Genomic DNA, 11141 nt, shown 5'->3' with positions numbered 1-11141 from the left:
CCTCATCCCGAACGGGCCCGGACGAAGGCGAATGCAACCAGAACTGCAACCAGGACCACGCTGCCTCGCCGGCCATCCGCTTCGGGTGGCCGGCGCGATGCTCAGCAAATGGCGACGCCCTGTCCAGCCGCCCCCGCGTGGTGGGCGGACTTGGGCGGCCGCTCTATAGCGAGCCGTTCTCCAGGAGATCGCGGATCGCGTCCTCCTGGCGGCGGACAAGGATTCGCCCGTCTCCATCGCTGTATACGAGCACTGCGGTTCCTGGGCCCAGCCCGGCCTGCGCGAGCACCCCCAAGGGGATCTCCAAAATGCCGGCCTCGGTCACGATCGTCTCGGCAGGTTCCCTAATCACACGGCCAGTGTGGCATCGGCCTGGCTATGGGCTCTACATGGAGTGACCATGACCACGGCGCGGCGACGCTGCCGCTCGACTCGCTGAGACTCGGGGCTTCGCGCACCCCTCTCGATCAGCTGTCCGTGTCAGGCTGATCAGCGTCGATATCTCCCGCTGGCGCCGCTTCTGGTACGGCGTCGATCGGCTGCCCAAGGCGGTAGTACCGCCAAGCGCTCCTGTACTCACTGGGGCTGTCGTCGTACATGATCACGTACCCCATGAGCGCCGCGACCTGCCACTTGTCGGGTATCTCAGCTGAGATCAGCCGGAACACCGCATCAGCTGTCATCTCCGGCGAGGGCACGTGAACGGGTCGGGCCTTGAAGTCAACCGACTTCCCGTACCTGAAGTTGTACGGGAGGCTGGCCTTAACTTCCTCCAGGAGACTCTGCAGGGTGGTTTCGCCAGGCGTCAGGCCCGCTACCGGCCGGTCAAGGTCGACGGGGAACTTGACGTCGAAGTGGTTCTGCTTGAGCACTGTGCTGTCCCGTTGACGCCCTGGGTCCTTGTTGCCGAAGCCGTTGTTGTTCCACGGGATGTTCCCCATCTCCTTGTGGTGGCTGATCAGCAGCTGTTCTGGAGCGAGAGCGGAGAAGTCCTCGGCGACGTAAAGGCAGGAGAACGCGACGTCGTCAAGCGAGATGCCGCGACGGCCGGAGATTTTGACGAGGTGGTTGCGGAGGCGGGCCGGCAGTGACTTGTCGGCTTTGCCGACGTAGACGAATTCGCCGTCCAGGTAGAGCTGGTAGACCCCCGGCTTCTCCTTGAGTCGCGCGAGGTTTTCCTCGTGGAGAGGGGCCCTGTCCAGACCGTCGAGCGCGGCCGCCAGCTGATCACCGAGCGCCTTGGTGATGCTCAGCGTGAAGTCCTTGTGGTACTGCGTCCCGTCGTCAGACCCCAGAACCGGCGTCATCCGCCCCACTCCCTTGGTGAACGTGATCTAGGAGACCCTAGCGGCCACCTGCACGCCGGAACGAACCCTTCGAGTGAAATGGCTTGAAGATCAGCAACTCCGCGGTATGCTTTTGGAATGGCTGAGCTGCAAGAAGGACCCAAGAGAGACCGCACTGGTGTCGAGCTGTTCGCGGGCGCTGGCGGTCTGGCCATGGCCGTCCACCGCGCGGGGTTCCGGCCCTTGCTCTTCAACGAGTTCGCCAAGCGGGCCTGCGAGACCCTGGAGGCCAACGGCGCCAAGCGGCTCCCGGATGGGCAGCAGCCCACGAGGGCCCCGGGACCCGAGGAGAAGGTTCCCCTCGTGGCGGGTGACGTCCAGGAGCTCGACATGGCTTATCTGGCGGGCAAGGTTGATGTGCTCGCCGGTGGCCCTCCTTGCCAGCCGTTCAGTCTCGGCGGTGTCGCCAAGGGCGACGAGGACAAGCGGAACATGTTCCCGCAGCTTTTCCGAGCCGTGCGTCAGGTTCAGCCGAAGGCTGTGATCTGCGAGAACGTCCGAGGCTTGCTGCGGCCCTCGTTCAGGCCCTACTTCGAGTACATCCAGCGTGAGTTGGAGCTGCCGTTCGAAGAACGTGCAGAGGGCGCTGACTGGCAGCAACACGACGCGTATCTGCGGGAGCGGTTGGAAGTAGCCCCCGACGACCCGAAGAAGCGATACGACGTCGTCATGATGCCCGTGAACGCGGCGGACTACGGCGTGCCGCAGATCCGCAACCGAGTGATCCTCGTCGCGTTCCGCCGAGACCTGGGCATCGACGTTGAACTCTTCAAGCGGCTTGTGAGACCGACACACTCCGAGGCGGCACTGATCCGGTCCATGAAGGACGGCAGCTACTGGGACCGGCACTCGACCGTCCCGGACCATGTCCAGGAGTGGGTTACGGCCCGCCTCCCTGAAGCCACGCCGAAGGATGACGGCTTGCTGCCGTGGTACACGCTGCGGGACGCGATCGCGGGCATTGGAGAGAACAAGCCCCTACCGGATGTCCCTGACGAGTGGCTGGACCGCACCGAACACTTCCTCGGCGGGTTCACGGAGCACATCGGTTGGCCCGGCGCCCGCATCTATGCCGGTCACACGCCCAATGAGCTCGACCGCCCCGCGAAGACCGTCAAGGCCGGAGTGCATGGCGTGCCCGGGGGTGAGTCGGTCATGTTGCTCGATGAGTTGGTGAAGGACAAGGCCGCCCAGGGCGGTATTCGGTATAAGCACCGATACATGACGGTACGCGAGACCGCCCGCGTCATGACCTTCCCCGACACCTGGGACCTCAGAGGACCTCGGGGGGAGAAAATGCGCCAGCTTGGGAATGCCGTCCCAGTCGTACTCGGGGAGGTCTTCGCCAAGGCCGTCGCTGCGGTCCTAGACGAGGCGGAGGAGCGTCAGAAGTGACTGGGCCCACCAACAGGGCGCAGAGCGGCTGGAAACACGACTCGCCGCCGGACCGGGCATGGAAAGGACGGCCTGGTAGGACCCGCGCTGCCATCGCTGCGGAACAGGACCGGGCCGCCGGCGGTCGTTTCAGGCGGTCCGTGGATCTTGGCGAGGGGCGGTTCGCCCGGGCTTCGGTGGAGCTGAAGGTGCTTCCCGACACGCGACGTATTCGCGCGTACCTGCGCTGGTCCGACGGTGGTAAATCACCTGCCCGCTACCTCGGACAGGTCGAGCACGCGACCCGGGCCGCCAATCTCGCCGAGGGCTGGAAGGCGGCCTGGGAGAAGGGACTTCTCACTGAGGAACCGCCGACAGAGGGTTCCTGGGCTTCCTCGCCATCGGTACGCGCCGTGATGCGGGGCAATCGGAGCAAAGACACCCGGCCCGAGTTGCGGCTCCGATCCTTGCTGCACAAGCAAGGTTTCCGCTATCGCGTGGCGGCGCGGCCGCTGCCTGAGCTGCGGCGTACCGCCGACTTGATCTTTTCTAGGCCCAAAGTCGCTGTCTTCGTCGATGGATGCTTCTGGCATGGCTGTCCGGAACACCTACGGGAGTCACACAAGAACGCCGAGTTCTGGCGTAGCAAGATCGAGGGCAACCAGGCCAGGGATGCGGAGACGGATCGCCTCCTGCGGGAGGCCGGCTGGACTGTTGTGCGGGTCTGGGAGCACGAGGATCCCGTCGTGGCGGGCGCGAGGGTGATAAGCGCCCTGCGGGGATCGTCAACAGACCAGCATGAATCGAAATGAACTGGACCTAGTGTGACGAAAGAGCCACGATAGGTAGATATCGGCGCACGTGTGCGAATTTGACAGCGCGTCGGGGGCTGGCCTCGGTGCGTCGGTGGCGGTGGGTAAGATCCCGCGCATGGCCCCCAGCTCCGATGGCGCGACACTTCCGCACTTCAACCCGCTCGGCATTGACTTGCTCAGCCGTAATCTCCGGAAAGAGATGGACGGACGCCCGCGCGTGCCCCTGGATAAAGTCAAGTCATTCCCGGGCGCAGGACTATACGCGCTCTATTACAAGGGTGGCCTTGACGTCTATGAGGGACTGCAGGGCGCCGAGGTACCCATTTATGTCGGAAAGGCTTCGGCTAGCAATAGCAATTACGGGGATCCGCCAAATCTGGGTGCAGCGAAATTGTTCCGCCGAATAACCGATCATCGCAGAAGCATTAACGAAGCGGGCAATCTCGACGCCTCGCATTTTGATGTCAGATATCTGACCCTTGATGACATCTGGATCGTCCTGGGGGAGCGGGCGCTTCTGCGTACCCATAGTCCGGTCCTTTGGAATACCGTGATGACTGGGTTCGGGGGAAACGCGCCCGGCGAAGGTCGGGGCAATGGTCGATCGGTATGGGATTCAATCCATCCCGGGCGGAAGCGGGCAGAGAGACTCCTCTGCAACCGCAGTTACAGCCGCGCCGAAATGGAAGAGCTCATATCTGATGGGATTGACATCTCGCTCATGCCGGCGAGCGAGCAGCGCGAAAAGAAGTTGAAGGAATTTCGAAATCGTCCGGCGGATACCATTTGGCGAGAGGCGAAAGGTCAGGGGAAGGGTAAGAAGCCAATCCTCGTCTTCCGCGAGGATGTGTTTCTCGAGGAAAACAGTCGATTTGGAGTCGACCTCGGTGCTGTTCAATGGGAGCTAAGTGACACGCCAGAGCAGACAACGGTAGAGGCCGCCGCACTCGATGCCGCCGAGGGATAAGCGTCGCGGAATGGTATCGGAGCTGGGATTCCCTGGCTATCGCTCAGCCCTCATCGTCGGGGCTGGACGGGTGTAGTCGTGGTGAAATCCCAGCACGGGACTGGTCCTGGCCCCCTGCTGGGAGTGGAGCAGGCCATGGACCGCCCCGACGGCAAACAGGCCACGACTGAAGGGCTGGTGCTCAGCCGAGGTAGGGGTACGTGCCGGCGAGGTAGTCGCCGATCTGCTGGCGCATGCTTGGGTGGATGTCGTACTGGTCGAGCTCGGCGGGCCGGATGAAGCGGACGCCGTCGGCCTCGTCGTTGATCGTGGGCTCGCCGCCGACGGGGCGGCCGATGTAGGTGTTCTCGTACTGCTGGCGAATCTCGCCGTCGGTGTAGGCCACGATGTGGTGGGGGTTGGTGTAGACCCCGAGGAAGCCGGTGATCTCGGCGACGATGCCGGTTTCCTCCAGGCATTCGCGGACCGCGCACTGGGCGGCGGTCTCGCCGATGTCCTGGGCTCCGCCGGGCAGAGCCCACTGTCCCGTGTCACGGCGGCGCTGGAGCAGGATGGCACCGCTGTTGTCGATGACGAGCAGGTTGCTGGCGGGGATGAGGGTGTTGGCCTTCGGTGCGGTGGGGTCGTTGTAGTACTCAGTCCTGCCCATGTAGGTGTTCCCCTCCTGGTCGAGATCCAGGGCCGCGAGCGGCCCGGACGGCTTCGCGGTCCTGATCGTAGTTGCCGCGCATTCTCGTGGCGGCCTTGCAGAGCACTAGCTATGGGCGAAGGGGCGCCCTATCTGGCCTCGGCAGGGGCACCATTCGGTCACCTGGCGCGCCACCGCCGTGAATCCGTTGCGAGGGGCGTGCAGCATCCCTATTCTCGTGACCAACGCGTCGACGGAGACGAGTAGCCACGGATCACGCGAGCAGAGAGAGCCGCCGGCAGCTGTGAAGGCGGACTCGCACCCATGGTGAAGACCCTCCCGAGCGCGGGGAGGAAAGGCCCTCGGGCCCAATGCCCCGCCGGTTTGCCCCCGTCATCGGGCTGAATGAGGCCGCCGCTGTCTGGCGGTGGCAAAGGCGTGGTGGCACCGCGAGTACCCTTCTCGCCCACGCTTCCAAGGGATCATGACGACGCCCCTGGAGGGCTGCGATGATCCACACCACTAGCCGCGTACTGGCTTCTGACCTACGCGCACACCTCGACCAGACCGTCACCGTCTCCGGCTGGGTGAACGCACTCCGGCTTCAACGCAAGATGCAGTTCGTCATCCTGCGGGACCACTCCGGCATGGTCCAGGTGACCCACAAGCGCGATGGTGGTCCGCTCGAAGACGCCATCGAATCGCTTACTCCCGAGTCCGCTGTCCGGATCACCGGCCGCGTCGTAGAGGCGGCCCAGGTCAACCTGGGTGGCCTGGAGATCGTCCCCGAGACGATCGAGGTGCTGAACCGGGCGGAGACGCCCCTGCCGATCGACGAGCACACCGGCCACGAGCACCGGCTCGACTGGCGCTTCCTCGACGTACGCAAGCGGGCCACCGCGCAAATGGTGTTCGCCGCGCAGACGACCCTGGAGCAGGGGCTGCGCGAGTACGCCATGGGGAACGGCTGCACGGAGATGCACACGCCGAAGCTGATGGGCACCGCCTCGGAGTCCGGCGCGGAGGTGTTCAAGCTCGGGTACTTCGACCGCTCGGCCTACCTCGCGCAGTCGCCCCAGTTCTACAAGCAGATGGCCGTGGCCGCCGGCATCGACCGCGTCTTCGAGATCGGGCCTGTCTTCCGTGCAGAGCCGTCGTACACCTCCCGGCACGCGACCGAGTTCACCGGAGTGGACGTCGAGCTGTCGTGGATCGACGACGTCGAGGACGTGATGGCGTTCGAGGAGCGGATGCTCGCCCACGCCATCGCGAAGGTCGCCGAGGTCCACGGTGAAGCGATCCGGGAGGTCTTCGGCATCGAGGTCGTCGTGCCGGAGGCCCCGTTCCCCAGGATCACGATGGCCGAGGCACAGGAGATCCTGCGGGCCGGTGGCTGGGACCCCGAAGGCGTCAAGGAGGACCTGGACCCGGAAGGTGAGCGCACGATCGCCGCCCACATGAAAGAGCTCACGGGCCACGAGTTCGTGTTCATCACGCACTACCCGGCCAGCATCCGGCCCTTCTACCACATGCGTCCGGCGGACCGGTCGGACCTGACGCTCAGCTTCGACCTGCTCTGGAAGGGCCTGGAGATCACCACCGGGGCCCAGCGTGAGCACCGCTCCGACGTGCTCCTCAAGCAGGCGGAGGAGAAGGGCATGGACACCGAGCCGATGCAGGACTACATGAACATCTTCCGGTTCGGGTGCCCGCCCCACGGCGGCCTCGGCGCCGGCCTGGGCCGGATCCTGATGGTCATGCTCGGCCTGGACTCGATCCGCGAGGCCGCGTTCCTGTTCCGGGGACCAAACCGACTGACCCCCTGAGCCAGGGGTAGACGCACCGCTGCCCCACCGCCTGTCTGGCGGTGGGGCAGCTGGGGCTCGCTCAGTACCGGGTGTGGCCGAGGTCGAGGGTCCACGCCTCGGCGGGGTTCTTGTCCCAGTGGTCGCGCAAGGCCAGCTCGCGGTCGGCGTATCGGCCGCGGCGGGAGAGGCCGCCGTGGGAGAGCGTGACGCTGAGCGCGAGAGGCGACTCGGTGGTGACCCAGTGCGGGGTCAGGGCGTGGCTCCACAGCTGGTCGCCTGGCTGCATCGTTACCGACTGCCGGGCCGCCTCGTCGTGCGGCGGGGGATCCTCGGCAGTGGTCTCACCGAGGACCGCAGCTTCGGGGGACAGATGCTTGTCGGGGTTGTGGTAGCTGTGGAAGGTCTTGACCCCTTGGACCTGCCACACCAGACCGTGCGAGTTGTCGTTGTGGTACGTCGAGGCCGCGCCTTCGGTGGACAGGAACAGGATCGGCGCGCACCGTTGCCACGTGAATCCCTGCGCCGAGAGGTAGGTGCGCCAGGGCACCATGACCTCTTCCTGGAAGCCGGCCAGGAGCTCGCCGTAGAACCGCGCGAGGTTGAAGTGCACCAGGCGGAACGGCCACGTGGCGATCTCCTCGACCGGGGCCGTGCGGAACGCGGCGGTGCGCTCCATGCGCACCGCCCAGTCGTCCTCGCCGAGGACCGTGAAGCGCACCTCGTCATCCCGGCGGATGTGGTCGAGGATGTCGATCGCCGGCAGGAACAGGTAGTCGAACGGGACCTGCATGCGGAAGTTCGGCGGCTGCCTCCAGTGGGTGTTGAAGTCGTGAGGATCGGTTACGGAGACCGACGGTTGCACGTGGACCTCCAAGGTCAGGCCGCCGCACAGTCGCGGGACGCGGGTCGGCAGATGGCGGCGCAGTCGGGTACGACGCGGTCTGTGGCCGGCGCGTCAAGAAAGGCTCGGATCTCGGCACGCGGCGCATGAACGCTGATCTCGGATGCGCCATAGGGGCAGTGCCGCACCTCACCCTTGGCGGACACGTAGAGGGTCGCTGCCCGGCATGGATGGCTCTCCTCCTCGGAAAGCTGCATCCGCCGAAGATCGTCGAGGTAGGACCGGTATCCGTTCGACAGGCGGAAGTGCTGACCGAGTGACGCCGTATCGCGCGCCCTCTGCACCAGGGAGTCCTGGACCGATCGACTGTCCCGGCGCAGGGCGTCTTCGGAGAGGAGGACGGGGCTCAGTTGGACGTCGATCCCCTTCCCCGCGACGAGGCCGGCGAGCTGCGCGGCTTCCTCACCGTCTACATCCCAGTAGGTGAGGTGGAGGACTTTCGTGGGGGTGTCCACGGCGTCCAGCGTCGCGACGGCCGAGGCTGCCGTCCGGGTGGTGCGGCCGAGTGCCATGGCGCCCTGCGAGTCGGCGGAGACGGTCACGTTGGTAAGGAGGTGTCCGACCTCCGCGAGGGCGGTGACCTCCGGCTCCGAGCGGGCCGAGGTCACCATGGACACTGCCATGCCGAACTGGAGGGCCAGGCGGACAAGCTGCCTGAGGTCCGGGTGGTGGGTCGGCTCACCACCGGTCAGGCACACGCCCTCCACCCCGGTCTCCTTCAGCCGCGACAGGGCACGTGTGTACGTCGCGGTGGTGAGGAAGCCGCGGGCGCGATCAGCCCGGAAACAGAAACTGCACGCGACCTCACAGTGTCCCGCCGTCGAGACCAGTGCCGTACGGACGGGGGTACTCATTGCACCCCCGTGTTGTCCCAGACCGCGATGGCGACGGTGCTGGTGTAGAAGGCGCACATTTGCGGGTCGGGGGTGCTGCCGCCGATGAGGGCCTGTTCGTTGCGGGACGGGCCGCCGCAGATGGCCAGCGCCGGGCAGTCGCCGCACGCGGGGATCGGCGCGACCTTCTTCGTCGCCCTTGTGAGGAGGCTGGGGTTCGAGCGCAGCTCGTCGAGCGTGTGGATGAACGAGGGCTCGGTGAAGTTGATGTCGCACACGCTGACCCGGTTGCCTGGCAGCAGGGCGGCGTTGAGGCTGCGGTCGCCCTGCATGTGGTCGAAGAGCATCGGCCGGCGGGTGTCGAGGGCCTGGAAGGCCCGGTCGAGGACGGAGAAGAGCATCCCGCCCTTCCCGAGCGCGGTCAGGCGGGCCTCGTAGAGCTCCCGGGCCAGGTCAGCGCCGTTCACCCGCCACTCGCCCCCGGTGGGGATAGGCGTGTTGACGTAGATGAACTTGAGGCCGAGGTCGTCGATGATCCACTGCACGCTCTCGGCCAGGCGCCCGATGTTCGACGCCGTCGGGGTGAGGTTGCAGCCGACGTGTAGGCCCTTCGCCTCGACCAGGCGCCGGACGTTGCGGCGGATGCGGTCGTCCGCCGGCTGCCCGCCGAGGAGGAGCCGGTTCGCCGAGTTGATCCCTGGTGGGCCGTCGATGGAGATGCCCACCCCGTACTCGCGCTGTACGAAGTGGTCGAGGGCCTCGTCCGTCAGGCGGGCGCCGTTGGTGACGACCGTGCGCCGGACCCGCTCGACGCCGTACCGGGCCGCGAGGGTGTCGGCGAGTTCGTCGCCGTACTGCATGAGGTCGAAGCGGATAGTCGGCTCGCCGCCGAACCACTGGATCGAGACCTCTTCCTGCCCAGCGTTCTGTTCGAACAGGAACTCCAGGCCGGCGGCGAGCTCCTCCTCCGTCATATCCGGCTTGCCGCTGTTGGTGTCGACGAAGCAGTACGTGCAGGCCATGTTGCAGCGGTCGGTGAGCACCACCCGCAGGCCGCTGATCCTGCGCGGCGTCGGGTCGATGCCCAGGGTGTGGAGGCGGTGGTGGAGTGCTTCCCGGCGGTCGGCCGCGGGGCCGTCCTGGGTGAAGCCGAGCCCGGCGAGGGCTAAGTGTGTCGCGGTCGGGGGGACCCCGGCGAGGTCAGAGACCTCGCCGGAGTCGAGAAGCACACTCTCCAGCGTGACCGGGTCGAGGAGGACAGCCTCGCCGTCCCGGTCGTACTGGAAGTATTTCCCCCACAGCAGCTGGGGAGTGGCCACTGGGTCAGGCCGCCGTTTCCTCTTCGGCGATGCCCAGCTCGGCCATGACGGCGCGGACCTTGTCCTCGGCGTCGGCCTGGAGCCGGGCGGAGGCCGCAGGGGAACCGCCGTCGGAGAGGACGATCACACCGGGGAGCGTCGGGTTCGGCGCGATGACCGTGAGACCGGCCGGCTCGGTGCTGATGACCATGACCGCGCCCTCCAGGCTGACCCAGTCGGTGCGGTCCTTCAGGGCCTCCAAGATGCGGCCCTGCTTGTCGCGGAAGGAAGCACGCTCACCCATCCACACACCCGCCTTGGACTTGGAGTCCACGACGTCCGCGTAGATGAGGTGGTTCTGCTTCTCTTTCCTGGGCTTCGGCATAGCTGATCTCCTTGGTCGAAGGGTGACTGCCCGGGACGGGCAGCTTGGATCCGCTCTGGTGCCGCCCGTCTGGTGCCGTACGGCACCAGACCGGTTTCGTGCACGGCGCCCTGGGCGCCGTTCCCCACCGGTGCCGACCGTTTGATCAGCACCGGGCGGGAAGCCTGTTCAGCCCTTCGTGCGGCTGGTCTGTGCCGAGTGGGCGATCGGCTGGAGGAGCTGGAGGGTGTCCGGATCGGCGGTCCATTCCCGACCCGAATGGTCCAGCGGGCGCATGTGCGCCACCTTCCTGACCGGCCTGCCGGTGAGTTTCGATACGTAGATCAGGACGGCGCCCACGGTTCCGCGACGTCCGCTGGCGGGGTGCGCGACGTCCTGGCCGAGGAACCGGTGCCCGGTGTCCTCCGTGACCCAGACGTCCGCCCCCGTGGTCTCGCTCATTGGGCTCCTCCGAGGCCGAGGAAGGCGTCGAACTGGGCGGAGCTCCAGGTGGAGGGATCGCCGTTCCTGCTACGGAACGCCTCGGCGGCCCGGGGCAGACCGCGGCGCTCCGACGGGGTGACGGCGTCCGTCTCCACGTACGGGGCTACGACGGCCTCGTAGTGCGTGCTGGTCGCGCCAGGGGTTCGTCGGGGAAGCCGGGGGCTGCTCACGGTCCACTCCCTTTCACCGGGGTCGTCGAAGTGACGTAAGAGTCCCCCTGGTACGGGTGTCACGGCCACGACGCGGTGGGTGTCATCTGGCGCTCGCCCGGGTGACCGAGGTGTCATGGAGGTAGCTCTGCGA

13 protein-coding genes are annotated in these 11141 nt (G+C 66.3%); 4 read left to right on the top strand and 9 right to left on the bottom strand.

What is annotated here, in order from left to right:
• Positions 1–163: 163 nt before the first annotated feature.
• Both AB0D94_RS00425 and AB0D94_RS00420 read right to left on the bottom strand, forming a co-directional pair.
• Complete coding sequence (locus AB0D94_RS00425; RefSeq protein WP_362043745.1) at positions 164–352, bottom strand: hypothetical protein; 189 nt, start codon at positions 350–352, stop codon at positions 164–166.
• 115 nt (positions 353–467) lie between these two features.
• A complete protein-coding gene (locus AB0D94_RS00420; protein ID WP_362043743.1) occupies positions 468–1307 on the bottom strand; it encodes a GIY-YIG nuclease family protein in 840 nt (279 codons plus the stop codon).
• A 117-nt stretch (positions 1308–1424) separates the two neighbouring features.
• On the opposite strand from AB0D94_RS00420, the gene AB0D94_RS00415 reads away from it, so the two are divergent.
• From AB0D94_RS00415 to AB0D94_RS00405, 3 genes are all read left to right on the top strand, one after another.
• Complete coding sequence (locus AB0D94_RS00415) at positions 1425–2741, top strand: DNA cytosine methyltransferase (RefSeq protein WP_362043741.1); 1317 nt, start codon at positions 1425–1427, stop codon at positions 2739–2741.
• A gap of 140 nt (positions 2742–2881) precedes the next feature.
• Positions 2882–3532, top strand: a complete 651-nt coding sequence (locus tag AB0D94_RS00410) for a very short patch repair endonuclease (protein ID WP_362043739.1) — start codon at positions 2882–2884, stop codon at positions 3530–3532.
• A 118-nt stretch (positions 3533–3650) separates the two neighbouring features.
• Positions 3651–4502 (top strand): Eco29kI family restriction endonuclease, encoded by an 852-nt coding sequence (locus tag AB0D94_RS00405; protein ID WP_362043737.1) that lies wholly within the window; start codon positions 3651–3653, stop codon positions 4500–4502.
• 181 nt (positions 4503–4683) lie between these two features.
• Here AB0D94_RS00405 and AB0D94_RS00400 read toward each other — a convergent pair whose 3' ends face one another.
• Positions 4684–5151, bottom strand: coding sequence for an NUDIX domain-containing protein (locus AB0D94_RS00400; RefSeq protein WP_362043735.1), 468 nt, complete (start codon positions 5149–5151; stop codon positions 4684–4686).
• A 488-nt stretch (positions 5152–5639) separates the two neighbouring features.
• Here AB0D94_RS00400 and aspS point away from each other — a divergent pair, with 488 nt between their 5' ends.
• Complete coding sequence (gene aspS / locus AB0D94_RS00395; RefSeq protein ID WP_362043733.1) at positions 5640–6956, top strand: aspartate--tRNA(Asn) ligase; 1317 nt, start codon at positions 5640–5642, stop codon at positions 6954–6956.
• Positions 6957–7017: 61 nt separating this feature from the next.
• On the opposite strand, the gene AB0D94_RS00390 is transcribed toward aspS, so the two are convergent.
• The 6 genes from AB0D94_RS00390 to AB0D94_RS00365 all read right to left on the bottom strand — a co-directional run bounded on the left by AB0D94_RS00390 (position 7018) and on the right by AB0D94_RS00365 (position 11008).
• On the bottom strand, positions 7018–7800 hold the full coding sequence (locus AB0D94_RS00390; RefSeq protein WP_362043731.1) for a hypothetical protein: 783 nt from the start codon (positions 7798–7800) through the stop codon (positions 7018–7020).
• A 14-nt stretch (positions 7801–7814) separates the two neighbouring features.
• Positions 7815–8693, bottom strand: coding sequence for a radical SAM protein (locus AB0D94_RS00385; RefSeq protein WP_362043729.1), 879 nt, complete (start codon positions 8691–8693; stop codon positions 7815–7817).
• Complete coding sequence (locus AB0D94_RS00380; protein ID WP_362043727.1) at positions 8690–9991, bottom strand: radical SAM protein; 1302 nt, start codon at positions 9989–9991, stop codon at positions 8690–8692. The genes AB0D94_RS00385 and AB0D94_RS00380 overlap by 4 nt, the downstream gene beginning before the upstream one ends.
• 4 nt (positions 9992–9995) lie before the next feature.
• Complete coding sequence (locus AB0D94_RS00375) at positions 9996–10355, bottom strand: hypothetical protein (protein ID WP_266907177.1); 360 nt, start codon at positions 10353–10355, stop codon at positions 9996–9998.
• Positions 10356–10523: 168 nt separating this feature from the next.
• The gene (locus tag AB0D94_RS00370; protein ID WP_362043724.1) at positions 10524–10796 is read right to left on the bottom strand and encodes a hypothetical protein; all 273 of its coding nucleotides are present in this window, start codon (positions 10794–10796) and stop codon (positions 10524–10526) included.
• Entirely contained in the window at positions 10793–11008 is a 216-nt protein-coding gene (locus AB0D94_RS00365) for a hypothetical protein (RefSeq protein ID WP_362043722.1), read from the bottom strand. Before AB0D94_RS00365 ends, AB0D94_RS00370 begins: the two co-directional genes overlap by 4 nt.
• Positions 11009–11141: the final 133 nt, after the last annotated feature.

The sequence above is a fragment of the Streptomyces sp. NPDC048255 genome (assembly GCF_040652415.1).
GTDB lineage: Bacteria > Actinomycetota > Actinomycetes > Streptomycetales > Streptomycetaceae > Streptomyces.
This window is presented reverse-complemented; position numbering and strand designations above follow the sequence as displayed.

Coding starts and splice junctions, on each gene's coding strand:
- AB0D94_RS00420 (WP_362043743.1), bottom strand. CDS start 1,307: ATGACGCCGGTTCTGGGGTCTGACGACGGGACGCAGTACCACAAGGAC.
- AB0D94_RS00415 (WP_362043741.1), top strand. CDS start 1,425: ATGGCTGAGCTGCAAGAAGGACCCAAGAGAGACCGCACTGGTGTCGAG.
- AB0D94_RS00405 (WP_362043737.1), top strand. CDS start 3,651: ATGGCCCCCAGCTCCGATGGCGCGACACTTCCGCACTTCAACCCGCTC.
- AB0D94_RS00400 (WP_362043735.1), bottom strand. CDS start 5,151: ATGGGCAGGACTGAGTACTACAACGACCCCACCGCACCGAAGGCCAAC.
- aspS (WP_362043733.1), top strand. CDS start 5,640: ATGATCCACACCACTAGCCGCGTACTGGCTTCTGACCTACGCGCACAC.
- AB0D94_RS00385 (WP_362043729.1), bottom strand. CDS start 8,693: ATGAGTACCCCCGTCCGTACGGCACTGGTCTCGACGGCGGGACACTGT.
- AB0D94_RS00375 (WP_266907177.1), bottom strand. CDS start 10,355: ATGCCGAAGCCCAGGAAAGAGAAGCAGAACCACCTCATCTACGCGGAC.
- AB0D94_RS00370 (WP_362043724.1), bottom strand. CDS start 10,796: ATGAGCGAGACCACGGGGGCGGACGTCTGGGTCACGGAGGACACCGGG.